Source organism: Flavihumibacter sp. ZG627 (assembly GCF_000814325.1).
Classification (GTDB): domain Bacteria; phylum Bacteroidota; class Bacteroidia; order Chitinophagales; family Chitinophagaceae; genus Flavihumibacter.
The window spans coordinates 38,239-54,387 of record NZ_JPHF01000011.1; the positions used below are offsets into that span (position 1 = coordinate 38,239).

Genomic DNA, 16,149 nt, shown 5'->3' on the forward strand with positions numbered 1-16,149 from the left:
ATTTATAAGTAGGAAGCCATTTCGTGTTGGTATTGGGAGGCTATGGCGGCAGCTTCTACAGCATAATCTTCCTTTTCAGAAGCATAGATGATAGCCCTGCTTGCATTAACGAGGAGGCCACAATCAGGGTTCATTGCTTTCTCCGATATTTCTTTCAGGCTGCCGCCCTGGGCCCCTACCCCGGGAACCAGGAAAAAATGATCGGGAAGAATTTTGCGGATATTGGTAAAAGCATCGGCTTTCGTTGCGCCAACTACAAACATCAGGTTTGAAGGGTTTCCCCAACCTGAAACGGTACGTAAAACTTTTTCGTAGAGGAATTCATCATCCATTTTCTGCAGTTCAAAATCCTTTGCGCCGATATTGGATGTTAATCCCAGCACGATGGTCCATTTATCTGAATATTCAAGGAAGGGCTTAACGCTATCCGAGCCCATATAGGGTGCAACTGTAATAGCATCAAAAGGTAGTGATTCAAAAAATGCTTTGGCATACTGTGAGCTCGTGTTACCGATATCCCCCCTTTTAGCATCAGCGATGGTGAGATGGGAATCACCAATATAATGAACGGTTTCTTCCATGGCGGCCCATCCCTTCAATCCCATTGCTTCATAGAATGCAGTATTGATCTTATAACTGATGCAAAATTCACGGGTAGCATCAATGATTGCTTTATTGAAAGCAACAATGGCATCGGGACGTTTCTGAAGGTGAGCGGGGATCTTTGAGAGGTCGGTATCGAGACCTACACAGAGATATGACTTTTTACTCTTTATCTGTTCAATGAGTTGAGCGCGGTTCATGAGCGTGAAGGTAATCAGGTTAAATAGTTGAACGAAGAATTTCTGCAAAATGCCACACTTCTTCAAACTTATTATAGAGGGGAACGGGGGCAACCCTGATAACGTTGGGCTCACGCCAGTCGGCATATACGCCTTCCCTTGAAAGTTTCCCGAAGATCTCCTTTCCATTTTTGTGCATGAGCATTGAGATCTGGCAACCTTTTTCATTATGGGATGATGGAGTTATTACTTCTATCATGGATGAGGATGACTTATTAATATCGTCAAGTAAAAAAAGCAGGTAATCGCTAAGTAGCTGACCTTTTTGATAAACTGCTGCAAAGCCTGCCTCCTCAAATATTTCGAGTGAGGCACGCATAGAGGCCATCATTATTGGAGATGGCGTACTTAGCTGCCAACCTTCGGCAGACCGCATAGGAACAAAACCTTTCTTCATCAGGAAGCGGGTCTCTTTTTCATAGCCCCACCATCCTGCAAAACGATGAATGTTTTGGTCGTTATGGTATCGTTCATGGATATACGCTGCACCCACTGCACCCGGACCCGCATTGAGGTACTTATATGAACACCAGCAGGCGAAGTCAACATTCCATTGATGCAGATGAAGCATTACATTTCCCGCGGCATGGGCGAGATCGAATCCTGCTTTGGCACCAACTGAATGGGCTGCATCCGTTATGGATGCCATGTCAAAAAGCTGCCCGGTATAATAATTGATGCCACCCCATAATACGAGGGCGAGATCATTACCCGTTTGGTGAATCATCGAAATAATGTCCTCATTTCTTATAATATGCTCACCTTCGCGGGGGCCAACTTCAATAAGAATATCATCCGGATCCAATCCCAGCGCCTTCAGATGCGATTCAAACATATACTGATCAGAAGGAAATGCTTTTGCTTCGCAGATGATCTTTCTTTTCTGCCCCTCCGGACGATAAAAGCTCACCATCATCAGGTGCAGGTTAACGGTGAGCTGGTTCATCACCACGATCTCTTGTGGAAGCGTTCCAAGGATATTTGACAATGGTTTGACCAGGTGCCCATGATAATTGATCCAGGGGTCGTCGCCCATAAAAAAACTTTCTACTCCATGGCGGCTCCACTGTTGCATCACTTTGTCAATGTAGGAAGCTGTTCGTTTTGGTTGCAGGCCAAGCGAATTACCGAGGAAATAGATCTGTTCTCTTCCATTTTCAACCGGAATGATAAAGGATGATCTGGCAGCTCTTAAGGGATCGGCTGCATCCAGTGTGCGTGCAAATTCGAGGGAATTATTCAAGGCGGTTGATTTTAGGTTCATGCTTAAATAGTTCCTGTTCTTCCGCCATCTACCGGTATGCTGGTTCCATTCACATAAGCTGCGGCAGGTGACGCGAGGAAAGCAACAACAGCAGCGATCTCACTGGCGGATCCGAAGCGTTTTGCCGGCACTTCTGCAGCCATGGCAGCGGATTGCTCCTCAACCGAAATACCTTTATTTGAAGCCAGCGTATTTGCCAGGCTCTCGAGCCTGGCAGTACTTGTAAAACCGGGCAATACATTGTTCACAGTGATTCCGAAACCACCCAGTTCATTGGCCAGCGTTTTGGCCCAGGAAGCTACTGCTCCTCTGGTGGTATTAGATACGCCGAGATTATTCAGCGGGATCTTAACCGAGGTAGAAATAATATTGATGATACGTCCATAACCTTCCAACTTCATTGCAGGTACTACAGCCTGCACCAATATCTGGTTGGCCACCAGGTGTTGCGTAAAGGCGGTAATAAATGCATCCGGCTCTGCATTTATAATAGGCCCTGCTGCTGGTCCGCCAGTATTATTAACCAGTATGGTTATGTGCTTTTCAGAAACGATTTTCCGGATGGCATTGCGGATGGAAGAAGGATCAGCAAAATCAGCTACAGCATAGGAATGTTGCTGGCTTTCTGAAGATGGTAGTTGAGCAACAATCTCCCGGAGTTTTGCTTCATTGCGGGCAAGCAGTATGCAATTAGCACCAAGCGCAGCAAGTTCCAGGGCTGATGCCAGCCCAATACCCTGGGTACTACCACAAACCAGTGCCGTCCTACCTCTTAATGAAAGATCCATATAGCATGATTTTACTCGTTAGCAAAAAGATCGGGATAATCGGTTATGATTCCATCTACCCCCATTGTTTTCAAGCGCTGGATAGTTTCCTTGTCATTAACCGTCCAGGGAATAATTTTCATTCCCTTTTCATGGCAAAAACTAATCAGCGATGGTGTTACCAGCAGGAAATACGGACTATAAATATCAGGGACAAATCCTAATTCGGCCAGTTGCTGATCAGGGGATTTATTATCGGTGCCTTCTACAAGGGCTGCTGTTCGAATTCCTTTATAGCGGTTGTGAACTTCTTTTAAAGTCCTAAAATCAAAGGATTGGATAATAACGCGATCAGTAATTTCCTTCTCCTTAATCACTGCCATCAAAAGGTCAACAAATTCTGTGGGAGAAGGATGAAAAATACCGTCTGATGATGGCTGTAATTTTGTCTCGATATTATAGAAAGGAAGGGAGCGTCCATTTTGTTTAGCATGCGCTTCGGCGCTATCGATCACCTCTGATAGTAATGGTTTGGTAGCAGGAAGATTCTTCTGGCGTGGAAACCGCGGGTGTTGTTTTGAACCAACATCAATCATCCTGGTTTCCGCATACGACATTTTGAAGATGTTGTATTGCTTTTCATTTTCCGCTGTTATTGGAACAACACCCGGGTGGGTGCTGATATCATGATTAAAAAAAGGTTCATGCGACAATATCACCTTACGATCAGCGGTAATAACAACATCCATTTCAAGGGTGGTCACTCCCAGCTCCAGGGCCTTCATCATAGCCGGAATTGTGTTCTCCGGCATCAGTCCTCTTGCACCTCTGTGGCCTTCCATATCAAAAGAAGGTAAAGGTGTTTTTGACATATTCGTTTTAGTTGCGCTACAACCTGAAAGGATTGTAATGAAAAGTAAAATCAAGAGGTTTACGTACATAGTTCAGCATTGTTGGAGGAAGGTAATATTGCTGCTATGCTACTACTTCAACAACCCTGGTAGCTGCAAAATTTGCATTTCGCATAGCAATACTCCTTGCTGCCAGCCCTGCAAATTCTTCAAATGCTGCTTTTGAAACTGCATCATCTGTCATCATGATGGGAACGCCTTTATCACCACCTTCGCGAATGCTCTGAACCAACGGAATCTGGCCAAGGAAAGGTATATCGTATTCTTCAGCAAGTCTTTTGCCTCCTTCCCTTCCGAAGATATAATACTTGTTTTCGGGAAGTTCTGCTGGAGTAAAATAGCTCATGTTTTCAACGATGCCTATGATAGGCACTTTGATCTGTGCCTGTCCAAACATGGCAATACCTTTTTTTGCATCAGCGAGCGCTACATCCTGTGGAGTGGTAACAACCACCACACCGGTAACAGGAACGGTTTGCATAAGTGTAAGGTGAATATCGCCTGTACCCGGTGGCATATCAATGACAAGGTAATCAAGTTCATCCCAGAACACATCGGTAACAAATTGCCTGATTGCGCTGCTGGCCATTGGTCCGCGCCAGACAACCGCATTTTTTTCATCTACTAACAAACCAATACTCATCAGTTTGATGCCATAACGTTCAAGGGGAACGATCAGTCCTTTATCACCATTATCCATCATCTTTGGTCTTTCACCGCGAACGCCAAACATTATGGGAACAGATGGACCATAAATATCTGCATCCATCAATCCTACTTTTGCTCCGCCCTGTGATAAGGCAAGGGCAAGGTTGGCAGAAACGGTACTTTTTCCCACTCCACCTTTTCCACTCACAACGGCAATGATATTTTTGACTTTAGGAAGTACAGCGCCGGTGTCTTTCCTTACAGAACTTGTATTGGCAGTAAAGTTCACGGTAACATTAGCCTCCTTGTTTACCAAGAGGCGGATTGCATTTATGGATGCATTTTTCATCAGGTCTTTCATAGGGCAGGCGGGCGTTGTGAGAACTATGGTGAAGCTCACATCATCGCCATTTACGGAAAGGTCTTTAACCATGTTCAATGTAACAATATCGCTACCAAGGTCGGGCTCCTGAACATTTCTAAGTGCCTGTAATATTTGATCTTGCGTCATTATTGGACTTTTGTAGGGTAATTTTAGAGCAAAATTAACCAATGCAAGCCGTAAAATGTTGAGTCAGGTTTGCAAGAGTCTATATATTTGAAGCGATGAAGCGAATTATACCTCTTTTCATAATAAGTTTTTTTGTTATTTGTAGCCAGGCAAATGCGCAATTCGAACAGATCAAAGATTCTGTTGTGCAATTATATGGTGTTGTGATGACTGCCGACAGCCTGCAGGCAATACCTTCTGTTAGTATTACTATTAAGGGAGGAAGAAGAGGAACAATAACAAATGATCAGGGTGTATTCTCCATTGTTGTGATGAAGGGTGACAAGGTCGAATTTACCAGCATCGGTTATAAACCAAAATTGGTTGAGGTACCACGCGATATCGAAGGGAACCAATACAGTGTTGTGCAATTGATGGTTACCGATACACAATATCTTCCTGCGACAATTATCAGACCCAGACCAACCCGCGAACAATTCGAACGTGATTTTGTGAATACGCAGATCCCGGATGACGATCTTGAAATTGCGCGCCGTAATACGGATGAGCAAACCCGCAGGGCTTTGATGAATATTCTTCCAGCTGATGGCAGGGAGGCTGCCAACTACACCTTACGCAAACAGGCCCAGCGGTATTCATATGCGGGTCAAACCCCTCCTATCAACCTCATGAATCCGGTAGCCTGGGCAGAGTTTATCAGGGCCTGGAAAAGAGGTGACTTTAAAAGCAAGAAGTAGCGCTAGTTTTGTTCCTTAAAAAATAATTATGTTTCATAAGATTGCTGTGATTGGTGCAGGTACTATGGGGAATGGTATTGCACATGTATTTGCCCAAAAAGGATTTGAGGTGAACCTGGTAGATGTTAACCAGGATCAGTTGGCCAAAGCGTTACAGACCATCAGTAAGAATATGGAACGCCAGGTTACTAAGGGGACGCTTTCTGCAGATGAAAAAAACAGTGCATATGGCAGGCTGCATACATATAATACGCTAAAGGAAGGTATACATGATGTTGCGCTTATTGTGGAAGCGGCAACAGAAAACACGGAACTTAAGCTTAAGATATTTAAGGAGCTTGATGAGTTAGCTCCGGAAGAGGCAATCCTTGCAAGCAATACATCCTCTATATCAATAACCCGAATAGCAAGTGCTACCAGCCGACCGGAGAAAGTGATAGGCATGCATTTTATGAATCCTGTTCCCCTTATGAAGCTTGTTGAGATCATAAATGGTTATGCAACAGAAGCAGCTGTTACGGAATCAATTGTTGCCCTCTCCAGGCAATTGGATAAGATACCCTGTGTGGTAAATGATTATCCAGGTTTCATTGCTAACAGGATCCTGATGCCAATGATAAATGAAGCTATTTACAGTTTATATGAAGGAGTAGCCGGTGTGGAGGAAATTGATACGGTTATGAAACTAGGAATGGCCCATCCCATGGGGCCGCTTCAATTGGCAGACTTTATTGGCCTTGATGTTTGTCACAGTATACTCAAGGTGTTACAGGATGGTTTTGGCAACCCCAAATATGCACCCTGTCCCCTGCTTACCAATATGGTCACAGCAAAGAAATTAGGTATAAAAACGGGAGAGGGTTTCTACACGTATACGCCTGGTTCCAAAGAACTGGTAGTGAGCGATCGATTTAAGAACCAGAATCTTTTTTAGGAACAATTCTGTATCCCCCCGAATCTACGACGATGCCTGCGGGCTTTCTTCTTGCACGCGTAGAATCGCGGGCTGGATTATTCAGCGCATTATTTTTTATGGTATCAGGTGTAGGAATAACAATACCAGCTTCATTCATTGAGTCAGCTAATGCGGAGGCGGGTAAACCAGATAAGGTATCTGTACTACGCAATGAAGAATCCGGTTGTAAAAGCAGATCCTGTGATATTGAAGGGATGGTATCTATTTGATAAGCCGGCCCACTCCTATTCAGTAAAATATCACCACTGTCAGATAGGAATGGAATGGTATTTCTGTTTACAATTGAATTGTTCCTATCAACCTCTTCATAATTATTAATCGGATCACGCGCAGGAATCGTTGTTGGAGAAAGAATCTTGTTTCTGGACATCAGAATCAGAATAACAGAACTTACTACTATGAGAAAAGACCATCCAACCCAGGAGAGGTCAGGTACGGTAGGGGAAAAGGGACCAGGATCGGGATCACCCCCAAAATCATCATCATCGGAAGAGTGTGAATTATCGAGTTCTTTTTCAATACGAAGCCAGATTGCATCCGCCATTTCGGGTAGTGGAGGAAGTTGTTCCAGCTTTGCGGCTATTAATTGTTCATATGGTGTGGCCTGGCTCATTTAAAATTTTCGTGAAGGATCTTTTGCTGCAGAAATTTACGGGCTTCGCTCAGGTGCCATTTACTGGTGCCTTCGCTGATGGAGAGTTTCTCTGCAATCTCCCGGTGGTTATAACCATCAACAGCATACAAAACAAAAACGGCGTGTGTTGCGGGAGGTAATTGCTGGATCATTGTCATCAGCTCTTTGGCATCCAGTTGTTCAATAGCTGCATTGTTGATATTGGGAGCAGCAACTGATTCCATTTCGAGCTCTATTTCATCACCGAATTTTTTTCTTGATTTAATATGATCAAGTCCCTCATTTATCACTATCCTTTTCAACCAGGTTTTAAAGCTACCCTTTGAGGAATCAAAACTTTTGATGCTTTTAAAAACTTTCACGAAAGCATGACTGAGAATATCAGCGGCATCCGCTTCATCGCGCGAATAGCGTTGGGCAATAATCATGGCAAAGGCATAGTTCTGACGGTATAACAGTTCCTGTGCCTTACGGTTGTTTGCTATACAGCCGTCAATGATACTTCCTATGGTCAGTTGATCGCTCAAGTAGATTATTGCTCCTGGTTGATGTCCTGCTTTCTTTTTAACATCAGCACTGAAGATATGGCTGCTGTAACCATTTTGTAGGCCAGATCCATATCATTGACCATCCACACCTGGTTGTCGAGAAGATCCACAACTCCTATAACACCATTCTCTACAAGCAACTCATAACCGGCAAATAATGATCCGCCCACTACTTTAACATCCTTACCTTTTGGATTGGTATAGTTACGAATTCTGAGTGGCCTTATTTGTATGGTCATATCGCCGTTGCTTGCATAACCATCTTCCTCAACATAGGGTTGGTCAAAAATTCCGCGTGCTGTATCACGGGCGGCATCGTAGCGGTGAACCATTACAAACTGCCACGGTTCTGGTTGGTTATCGGCAAGCAATACAATAGCTGCAGAAAAAGCATACTGTACATTTTTAGTGCGTGTTACATCACCCAGAATTGGTAAGCCGGTTTTGTAAACCAATTGTTTCTCATTGAATTTTTCCATGGCGAAAACGGCAGCGCTGTTTGCTCCTTCGCGAATTGTATACTGGAATTTATTCCTCTCATTAACAGACCTGTTGTCTGTGCCGATATTGAACACTTTTACAATCTGGTCTTCCATTTTAAAACTGATATGACTATGTTGGAGGGCGGAGGAAAAATCCCATCCCCGCTTCACGGAGCTGGTGGTATAATTCCCAAAACTGAGCTGCTGGTTAATCATCCAGCCATTGAGGCCGGAGACTTTCATTGGTGTTGCGGCTGCCCGGAGATTATCGGGTACAGAAACTTTTGCAGCAGTACAGGCAACCAACAATAGGAATGCCAGGCTACAAATACTTAATAATTGCTTTTTCATGATAATGTTTATTGTATAAACAATACCCCCAGGCGCTATAAAACCGTTGGGTAAGTTAAGGAGCTTTTACATTTCTTTAACAATTAGCAGTTAAATATTTAATGCAGATGCGGGCTTCAACATTTGGTAGTTTCCACTGTATGCATATCTCTAAAACGGTAAAGTACCTCATCAAGGCGGCTGATTGGAATACCAATGGTGAAGAGACTGAATAGCTGGATTTCCTGCGAAAGAATGGTGCAATTATACTGTTTGATGATGGTCATTACATCATTCATGGTTGTATAATCGAATTGAAGCCGGTATTTGACCTCAATGGGTTTTTGCACAAATGGGATCGTCTGTAACACTACTGTTGCAGTGGTTTTATAAGCGTTGATCAGGCCGGGAACACCTAATAATGATCCACCAAAATAACGGACTACCACCACCCCAACATTGGTTAGTTCTTTACTATCGATCTGGCCGAGTATAGGCTTGCCGGCAGTACCGGAGGGCTCACCGTCATCATTAACGCGAAAACTGTTGCCATCAATACCAATCCTGTATGCAAAACAGTGATGGGTTGCTTTTGGATGTTCTTTCTTTATTAGCTCCAGTGATTTTTTAAATTGATCAACGGAATTAACGGGAAAGGCATAACCAATGAATTTGGAGCCTCTGTCGCGAAATTCAGCGGTGCCATTAGAATCTATCGTAGTATAATATGTTTTAGTATCCATGTTATCCAAAAGCAATTAAGGCGATGGCGCCCAATGAAATAATAATGCCCAGCCAGTTGGTCCTGCTTAGTTTTTCTTTGAATAATAATGCTGCTACAACGGTGGAAAACGCAACGATCGCCATATTATTAACCGGTATTATGGCCGAACTATTCCCTTCAAATTTTTTCAACACATTCACCAGGCACCATATAGAAAAATAATTTGGGATACCGATCGCTATTCCTGCCAATACAGCTTTCCAGCTAAGGTATGTCTTCCCGGCAATCAGCTGAATTATCATGATAAAAATGCCTATAGTTGCGGCTGCACCAAAAGCAGTAATCAGAAATTCATCATTATTGTTACCATCAAGAAATCGTTGTTCCGTGTATTTAATAAGGCTATCCAATAATCCACTTCCGATAAACAGTATAATTGGCAGTATTGCTAACCCAAAGCCGGGAATGGCGTTTTCCTGGCGCCTGTTAACGAGGTAAATAGCCGGTATACAGGATACCAGTCCCATTACCTTCAAAAAAGTTACTTTTTCATCATACAGAAAAATGGATAAAATAAAAGGAATAACAAGCGATAATTTGTAAGCAACGGAAGTAACTGAAATACCAGAACGCTGGGCAGTGTATCCGATAAGGTTAAAAAGCGAAATAAACATGCTCCCCATCAGGATTGCCCATGGAAACCAATTTTCATGTATTAAGGATTGCCTGAATGGCGTATCTCCATTTACAATTGAGCCGGTTATTACGCAGGTGATATAATTAAATACTATTGCCTGAAATGTATTGATACCAAACCTTTCCACCAGTTTAAAGGAGAGGATAAGCCAGGAGCTAAGAATTATGCTACCTATGAGGAATAGCATGTGTGAAAATCTGTTACGTAAGTTTCACTTGTTTTAAGCTTGCCCCCATTTAAAGATGGGGCGGGGTATCCGTTTTCGATAACAAGTGATTGGTTGGTTATGATTCTTGCTTCATCCCAGATACCGGCATCGAGAAATGACTGTATCAAAAGTGTTCCTCCTTCAACCAGTAATGATTGAATGCCGAGCGTATACAGGTGTTTATTGAGCTGGGGAATCAGGTGATCATTATTCACTAATCGTATATACAGGAGATGATCTTTTGTATCCTCCTTCTTTTCATTAAAAATTATTGTACGAGGGAGGTCACCTGGTTTCCAATTATCAGCCGAAAAGATAGCGCTGCTATCAGGTACTTTTAGCTGCATATCCAATAATATCCTTACCGGATTGTTTCCTTTCCAATAACGGGTTGTGAGAGATGGGTCATCAATAAGTGCTGTATTTGTTCCGACCATAATGGCTGATTCTTCGCTTCGCCACCGATGAACCCTGCGTGCAGAAAATCCATTACTGATCTGCATTGGGAGTTTTCCTGCCCCGGCAATACAATTATTTGCTGATTGCGCCCATTTTAGAATGATGAATGGACGCTGATGACGGTGGAATATAAAGAAGCGCCTGTTTATTGCATAACAGGCCTCTTCCAAAACGCCTGTTATCACCTCAACCCCTGCATTTTTTAATCGCGTCACCCCTTTCCCACTCACCTTATCGAAGGTATCAATTATTCCAATTACCACTTTAGGAATATTATTGGCGATCAACAGATCTGCACAAGGGGGAGTTTTACCATAATGGGCACAAGGCTCAAGGGAAACATACATGGTGCTTTCAGGGATGAGGTAGCGGTTTTCCTCCTTAACGGATGCAAGGCAATTTACCTCTGCATGCTCTCTTCCATACTGTCGATGAAATCCTTCACCTATTATCCTGTCCTTAAATACAAGCACCGCTCCAACCATAGGATTAGGAGCTACATTACCTGAACCCAGTTCAGCCAGTTGCAGACAACGGAGCATGTATTTTTCATGAATGTGCATATAGTACCAGACAAATATAGTACATGGAGGTAATGAAAATGATTAACCCAGAGACGGATGAGGAAGAGCAGCTAGTGTTAGAAGCCATGCTGAAAAAAAAGAATTTTATGGATGGAGGCGATCATTAACCGAAAATATACGCATTCGGTATGCATTCATCGCGGTTATTCCAAGTTTTTTGAGGAGGCGATAGTTGACGATAAGTCCCACCGGCGCACCAATGATAGGAACCAGCTGGGCCATCTTAGCAAGATCAAGGTAGTCGCGATACTCCTGTTGGAAATTTCTCCAATCAAACTGGTGAATATCGTCGGGAAGGTGTTTCTTTTTTTCCTCCCAGTCTTCCATTTTCAGGTATACATTTCGCCGATGTTCATGGCTGGAGAAGGCAAGTTCAAAAATATGGAGCAGGTAAACCCGCTCCTTGTAGTCGTTGATATCAAACCCGTAAAGGGCTGCGATCTCAAATAGCAATTTGATCTTGATGGCAAGAAGAATAGGGAAATCTGCCAATCCAAGCAACAGGCCTCCGGCCCCGGTAACCCCTCCCTCAATGGCGGCTGTATTGCGGTAGAATTCAATTTTCTGCATTACTGCCATCTCCCTCGACATGAGTGAATCAAAGGGTTCGGGGCTGCTTGTGGTATGCTTTGAGCCAAACAGTACTCCCCGGATCATCTGTTTGATAGTGGCGGTAATTGCCTGGTGGACTTTTTCGGGGATTATGGCATTAATACGCTTTTGCATCCTTTTAGAGATGCTGTTCAGGAATGAGGGTCGCTTTAGCATTTTGTGTTGCCAGACGGCTAATTCAGCGATTATTTGTTGCTGGTATACATCCATGCTCTTTATTTGTATAATGCCTTCAGATCTTTCTCAAAAAGGGTGAAGGGATGATCATAAAATAATTTAAAATCGGCCTCACTGGGATGGCCGGGAAATGGCGCATAGTAGTGCGTTGCACTGGTTGCATCATTTCGCCATACCAGAACGTATGCAAGTTTTAAGCCATTGGTTATAACTGTTCTCAAAAGAACATCGGTAAACCATTTTGGGTTTGGAATAGTTTCGAGACCAGTTTCTGTAAATGCAGCCAGTTTGCCTGCTTTCTGCGCATATTCCGAAACGATCCTGAGTTTTTTTATGCCTGAAAGCAGGTCATATTTTCCATCCCTTCCGAAATCAGCATAATTGTCCATACCAACCAGGTCCACCCATTGGTCACCAGGGTATCTTTCCAGAAATTCCGCTTCGGTGTTGAATTTATTATCAGGAGAAAAGGCATAAATAAAATTGTGTACATCAAGCGTATCCCTCAAATAACCCACAGTAAATTGCCATAATGTTATGAAATCCTCTTTTGAGCAATGCTTAGCTCCCCACCAGAACCAATCGCCATCGAATTCATGATAGGGTCTGAAAATTACAGGCGCCAGGGTACCATCCTTCCCTTTAAGTGATTTCGCCATATCTGCTATAGTTGCCAATATCTCCTTATACTGCTGGTGATGCGAACCTCCGGGTATAATCAATGCTACGGCAGGAAGGGATATAGAATCTTTCCAATAAAATCCACCGCCTGACGCCGGGTTGGAGAAATGCCAGGATATTGTGCTTAATCCACCACGGTTATAGGTATCAGTTATATTCTTAACCAGGTCAGCTTTATTCTTCTCTATTTCATCTTTGGGCCTTCCTGACAAACCACTAATATCAACACCTATAACGGCGGGGTGTGATCCTGTTATTGTCTTAACATCTGATCTGTCAGCATCACCCTGCCAGCCATGTCCGTATTCAGTGGCATGCTGGTGGCCGAAGAGTATAGAATTCTTTGAGAGCCTTAGAAGGTTTCCTGCAAGGGCCCTGGTTTCTTTGGTAGCAAGAGGATCAATCAGGGAAATTCTTTTTTGTGCGGATGTTGTGAGAGAAATTGAAATTAGCGTAAGCAACAGTGCCGGGCAATATTTCATAATGCAGGTTAATACAGATAAAAATGATAACTTTTAGGAAATCTTAGACATGAAAAGTACACCATTTTTTGTGTTGGCTTTTTTATTAAGTTCATTTTTTCATGCATTTGCCGTTGAAGAACCCAAAACACTTTCTATTGGTGCGGCAGCCCCTTCATTTAGTTTACCGGCTACTGACGGTAAAACATATACGCTGGCAAATTTTGAAAAAGCAAAACTGCTTGTGATTGTATTCACCTGCAATCATTGTCCCACCGCACAGGCCTATGAAGACAGGTTGATAAAACTAACGGAAGACTATCGTGACAAGTCGGTTGCAGTTGTTGCTATTTCACCAAATGATCCTAAAGCCATCCGGTTAAATGAACTTGATTATAGTGATCTCAATGATAGTTTTGAGGAAATGAAGTTGAGGGCAGCGCAGAAAAAATTCAACTTTCCATACTTATATGACGGTGAAACCCAGGCTGTATCAAAAGCTTATGGACCTGTGGCCACTCCTCATGTTTTTATTTTTGATGAGAAGAGAAAATTGCGCTACCAGGGACGGATCGACAATGTTGAAAAACCAACGAAAACACCAACAAGCTTTGACACACGTGATGCTATTGATTCATTGATAAATGATCGTGCGCCTGCAGTGGAAACAACTAAAGTTTTCGGTTGTTCCATCAAGTGGTCAGAAAAAGAAAACTGGCTTGAGAAAGCAAAAGAAGAATGGGCAAAAGAGCCGGTAACGGTTGAGGATATTGATGTGAACGGTATCAGGGAGCTTTTGAAAAATGATAGTAAAAAGCTCAGGCTGATCAATGTTTGGGCTACCTGGTGCGGACCCTGTGTTCGGGAATTTCCTGATTTCATTACTATACACCGAATGTACAGAGGGCGCGACTTTGAATTCATCAGTATCAGCGCAGATGATCCTTTGAAAAAGGATAAAGTGATGGAGTTCCTGAAAAAACAGCAGGCATCAGGAAGTAATTATCAATATACTGCAGAAGATAAATATCATCTCATAGAAGCCATCGATCCCAAATGGCCGGGTGCACTACCTTATACCCTCATTGTGGAACCTGGAGGAAAGATTGTATATGCCAAACAAGGGTCTATAGATCCAGCTGAGATCAAAAAAATAATCATTGATCATCCCTTAATTGGACGCTATTTCTAACCTTCTTTTTTCATGGTTCGAACTGCATGATCAACAGCTCTTGCTGTAAGGGCCATATAAGTAAGAGATGGATTCTGCGTAGACGTTGAGGTCATACATGCCCCATCTGTAACATATACATTTTTGCATTGATGTAGCTGGTTCCATTCATTGAGAAGGGATGTTTTTGGATCACGGCCCATGCGCACTCCACCCATTTCATGAATATCCAGTCCCGGCGCCTGTTTAGAATCCTGGGTTTTGATATTTGTAAAGCCTGCATCTGCAAACATTTCAGATACCTGCTCAAAATAATCCTTTAGCATATCCTCATCGTTATTATCATAGGCCATATCGATATGCATAAGAGGTATTCCCCATTCATCTTTTTTACTTGTATCAAGACTAACGCGGTTTGCTTCTTTAGGAATTGTTTCACCCATAATATGTGAGTTCACCTGCCATGGTCCTGGTTCAGGGTTAAGAAGGGCTGATTTCAATTCATTGCCCCAACCATTTGCAGGCTGGTTTGACCGCCATGCTCCAAAACCGGCAGCATATCCTCTCAGGAAACCGGTTTCCTGTTTAAGAACATTCCTGAAACGGGGTATGTATCCGCCATTAGGTCTTCTTCCCTCGCTATTCTTATCCTTAAATCCATCATACTCTGCATTAACTCTACCCCTGTAATTATGGAAAGCAACATATTTACCTAATAACCCATTATCATTTCCGAGTCCATTCGGAAATCTGGATGAAGTGGAGTTCAGGAGAATCAGGTTGGTATTAAGGGCTGCCGCGTTTACAAAAATGACGGAGGCAAAATATTCTGTTGCCTTTTTTGTAACAGTATCAATAACTCTTACACCACTAGCCTTATTTGACTTTTCATCATAGATGATGGATTCAACAACCGAATTAGGTTGAAGCGTCATATTTCCTGTTTTCAGTGCCCAGGGTATGGTAGAGGAATTACTACTGAAATAGCCTCCGAAAGGACATCCGCGCTGGCAAAGATTTCTGTTCTGACACTGGGCCCTTCCCTGGTCGAGATGAATTTGTTGGGGAGCTGTGATATGTGCTGCCCTGCCGATTATTATATGTCTGTCGTTGTACCGGGAAGCCACCTTTTCTTTAAAGTACTGCTCCACACAATTTAATTCCATGGGCGGAAGAAATTCTCCATCCGGCAAGGTTGCAATGCCGTCTTTATTACCGGAAATGCCGGCAAACTTTTCAACATAACTATACCATGGCGCAATGTCTTTATATCTGATGGGCCAATCAACCGCGAAGCCATCGCGTGCAGGGCCTTCGAAATCGTAATCACTCCATCGCTGTGTCTGCCTTGCCCAAAGAAGAGATTTTCCTCCTACCTGGTAGCCCCTTATCCAATCAAAAGGTTTATCCTGCACATATGGATGATCGTTATCCTTAACAAAGAAGTGCATTGCATCTTCCCGGAAGGCATAACATTTACTTACAACCGGGTTTGCATCAATGATATCAGTGGTCAACTGTCCGCGATGCTCAAATTCCCAGGGCATCATATTGGTTGTTGGATAGTCTTTCAGATGCTTAACATCTGGGCCACGCTCAAGTACGAGTGTTTTATACCCTTTTTCTGAAAATTCCTTTGCAGCCCATCCCCCGCTTATTCCGGAACCTATGACTATTGCATCATACGTGTTTTCTTTAACGCCTTTCAAATTCAGGTTTCCCATA

The 16,149-nt window shown here is 43.1% G+C and carries 17 protein-coding genes; 3 read left to right on the top strand and 14 right to left on the bottom strand.

Annotation, left to right across the window (positions count from 1 at the left end; genetic code table 11):
- Positions 1 to 2: 2 nt before the first annotated feature.
- From pyrF to HY58_RS16565, 5 genes are all read right to left on the bottom strand, one after another.
- Entirely contained in the window at positions 3 to 803 is an 801-nt protein-coding gene (gene pyrF, locus HY58_RS16545; protein ID WP_039134608.1) for an orotidine-5'-phosphate decarboxylase, read from the bottom strand.
- A 19-nt stretch (positions 804 to 822) separates the two neighbouring features.
- Positions 823 to 2,085: a kynureninase gene (gene kynU, locus HY58_RS16550; RefSeq protein ID WP_253271599.1), complete on the bottom strand. Its 1,263-nt coding sequence runs from the start codon at positions 2,083 to 2,085 to the stop codon at positions 823 to 825.
- 23 nt (positions 2,086 to 2,108) lie between these two features.
- On the bottom strand, positions 2,109 to 2,894 hold the full coding sequence (locus HY58_RS16555) for an SDR family oxidoreductase (RefSeq protein ID WP_039134613.1): 786 nt from the start codon (positions 2,892 to 2,894) through the stop codon (positions 2,109 to 2,111).
- Positions 2,895 to 2,905: 11 nt separating this feature from the next.
- Entirely contained in the window at positions 2,906 to 3,745 is an 840-nt protein-coding gene (locus tag HY58_RS16560; RefSeq protein WP_253271600.1) for a glycerophosphodiester phosphodiesterase, read from the bottom strand.
- 103 nt (positions 3,746 to 3,848) lie between these two features.
- Positions 3,849 to 4,943 carry an Mrp/NBP35 family ATP-binding protein gene (locus HY58_RS16565; RefSeq protein ID WP_039134617.1) on the bottom strand — a complete coding sequence of 365 codons (1,095 nt, stop codon included), beginning with the start codon at positions 4,941 to 4,943 and terminating at the stop codon, positions 3,849 to 3,851.
- 95 nt (positions 4,944 to 5,038) lie between these two features.
- Here HY58_RS16565 and HY58_RS16570 point away from each other — a divergent pair, with 95 nt between their 5' ends.
- Positions 5,039 to 5,680, top strand: a complete 642-nt coding sequence (locus HY58_RS16570) for a carboxypeptidase-like regulatory domain-containing protein (RefSeq protein ID WP_039134620.1) — start codon at positions 5,039 to 5,041, stop codon at positions 5,678 to 5,680.
- A 28-nt stretch (positions 5,681 to 5,708) separates the two neighbouring features.
- Positions 5,709 to 6,614: a 3-hydroxyacyl-CoA dehydrogenase family protein gene (locus HY58_RS16575; RefSeq protein WP_039134622.1), complete on the top strand. Its 906-nt coding sequence runs from the start codon at positions 5,709 to 5,711 to the stop codon at positions 6,612 to 6,614.
- Here the strand turns inward: HY58_RS16575 and HY58_RS16580 are convergent.
- The 8 genes from HY58_RS16580 to HY58_RS16615 form a co-directional block, all read right to left on the bottom strand.
- Positions 6,592 to 7,269 (bottom strand): hypothetical protein, encoded by a 678-nt coding sequence (locus tag HY58_RS16580; RefSeq protein ID WP_039134624.1) that lies wholly within the window; start codon positions 7,267 to 7,269, stop codon positions 6,592 to 6,594. The genes HY58_RS16575 and HY58_RS16580 overlap by 23 nt on opposite strands.
- The gene (locus tag HY58_RS16585; protein ID WP_039134627.1) at positions 7,266 to 7,817 is read right to left on the bottom strand and encodes an RNA polymerase sigma factor; all 552 of its coding nucleotides are present in this window, start codon (positions 7,815 to 7,817) and stop codon (positions 7,266 to 7,268) included. The genes HY58_RS16580 and HY58_RS16585 overlap by 4 nt, the downstream gene beginning before the upstream one ends.
- Before the next feature lie 5 nt (positions 7,818 to 7,822).
- A complete protein-coding gene (locus tag HY58_RS16590) occupies positions 7,823 to 8,671 on the bottom strand; it encodes a hypothetical protein (RefSeq protein WP_039134630.1) in 849 nt (282 codons plus the stop codon).
- A 116-nt stretch (positions 8,672 to 8,787) separates the two neighbouring features.
- Positions 8,788 to 9,393, bottom strand: coding sequence for a YigZ family protein (locus tag HY58_RS16595; RefSeq protein WP_039134633.1), 606 nt, complete (start codon positions 9,391 to 9,393; stop codon positions 8,788 to 8,790).
- Position 9,394: 1 nt separating this feature from the next.
- The gene (locus tag HY58_RS16600) at positions 9,395 to 10,258 is read right to left on the bottom strand and encodes a hypothetical protein (protein WP_039134644.1); all 864 of its coding nucleotides are present in this window, start codon (positions 10,256 to 10,258) and stop codon (positions 9,395 to 9,397) included.
- On the bottom strand, positions 10,243 to 11,301 hold the full coding sequence (gene ribD / locus HY58_RS16605; RefSeq protein ID WP_039134647.1) for a bifunctional diaminohydroxyphosphoribosylaminopyrimidine deaminase/5-amino-6-(5-phosphoribosylamino)uracil reductase RibD: 1,059 nt from the start codon (positions 11,299 to 11,301) through the stop codon (positions 10,243 to 10,245). Before ribD ends, HY58_RS16600 begins: the two co-directional genes overlap by 16 nt.
- 105 nt (positions 11,302 to 11,406) lie before the next feature.
- Complete coding sequence (locus HY58_RS16610; protein ID WP_039134650.1) at positions 11,407 to 12,144, bottom strand: EcsC family protein; 738 nt, start codon at positions 12,142 to 12,144, stop codon at positions 11,407 to 11,409.
- A gap of 5 nt (positions 12,145 to 12,149) precedes the next feature.
- Entirely contained in the window at positions 12,150 to 13,274 is a 1,125-nt protein-coding gene (locus HY58_RS16615; protein ID WP_156123735.1) for a glycoside hydrolase family 26 protein, read from the bottom strand.
- Between the two features lie 49 nt (positions 13,275 to 13,323).
- On the opposite strand from HY58_RS16615, the gene HY58_RS16620 reads away from it, so the two are divergent.
- Entirely contained in the window at positions 13,324 to 14,445 is a 1,122-nt protein-coding gene (locus HY58_RS16620; RefSeq protein ID WP_039134653.1) for a redoxin family protein, read from the top strand.
- Here the strand turns inward: HY58_RS16620 and HY58_RS16625 are convergent.
- Positions 14,442 to 16,148, bottom strand: coding sequence for a GMC oxidoreductase (locus HY58_RS16625; protein ID WP_039134656.1), 1,707 nt, complete (start codon positions 16,146 to 16,148; stop codon positions 14,442 to 14,444). The two genes, HY58_RS16620 and HY58_RS16625, sit on opposite strands and share 4 nt — an antisense overlap.
- Between the last annotated feature and the right edge of the window lies 1 nt (position 16,149).

What these genes read in the sequence shown, in the direction of transcription:
- pyrF (WP_039134608.1), bottom strand. Translation starts at nt 803, where the DNA reads ATGAACCGCGCTCAACTCATTGAACAGATAAAGAGTAAAAAGTCATAT.
- HY58_RS16555 (WP_039134613.1), bottom strand. Translation starts at nt 2,894, where the DNA reads ATGGATCTTTCATTAAGAGGTAGGACGGCACTGGTTTGTGGTAGTACC.
- HY58_RS16560 (WP_253271600.1), bottom strand. Translation starts at nt 3,745, where the DNA reads ATGTCAAAAACACCTTTACCTTCTTTTGATATGGAAGGCCACAGAGGT.
- HY58_RS16565 (WP_039134617.1), bottom strand. Translation starts at nt 4,943, where the DNA reads ATGACGCAAGATCAAATATTACAGGCACTTAGAAATGTTCAGGAGCCC.
- HY58_RS16570 (WP_039134620.1), top strand. Translation starts at nt 5,039, where the DNA reads ATGAAGCGAATTATACCTCTTTTCATAATAAGTTTTTTTGTTATTTGT.
- HY58_RS16575 (WP_039134622.1), top strand. Translation starts at nt 5,709, where the DNA reads ATGTTTCATAAGATTGCTGTGATTGGTGCAGGTACTATGGGGAATGGT.
- HY58_RS16580 (WP_039134624.1), bottom strand. Translation starts at nt 7,269, where the DNA reads ATGAGCCAGGCCACACCATATGAACAATTAATAGCCGCAAAGCTGGAA.
- HY58_RS16590 (WP_039134630.1), bottom strand. Translation starts at nt 8,671, where the DNA reads ATGAAAAAGCAATTATTAAGTATTTGTAGCCTGGCATTCCTATTGTTG.
- HY58_RS16595 (WP_039134633.1), bottom strand. Translation starts at nt 9,393, where the DNA reads ATGGATACTAAAACATATTATACTACGATAGATTCTAATGGCACCGCT.
- HY58_RS16600 (WP_039134644.1), bottom strand. Translation starts at nt 10,258, where the DNA reads ATGCTATTCCTCATAGGTAGCATAATTCTTAGCTCCTGGCTTATCCTC.
- ribD (WP_039134647.1), bottom strand. Translation starts at nt 11,301, where the DNA reads ATGCACATTCATGAAAAATACATGCTCCGTTGTCTGCAACTGGCTGAA.
- HY58_RS16610 (WP_039134650.1), bottom strand. Translation starts at nt 12,144, where the DNA reads ATGGATGTATACCAGCAACAAATAATCGCTGAATTAGCCGTCTGGCAA.
- HY58_RS16615 (WP_156123735.1), bottom strand. Translation starts at nt 13,274, where the DNA reads ATGAAATATTGCCCGGCACTGTTGCTTACGCTAATTTCAATTTCTCTC.
- HY58_RS16620 (WP_039134653.1), top strand. Translation starts at nt 13,324, where the DNA reads ATGAAAAGTACACCATTTTTTGTGTTGGCTTTTTTATTAAGTTCATTT.
- HY58_RS16625 (WP_039134656.1), bottom strand. Translation starts at nt 16,148, where the DNA reads ATGGGAAACCTGAATTTGAAAGGCGTTAAAGAAAACACGTATGATGCA.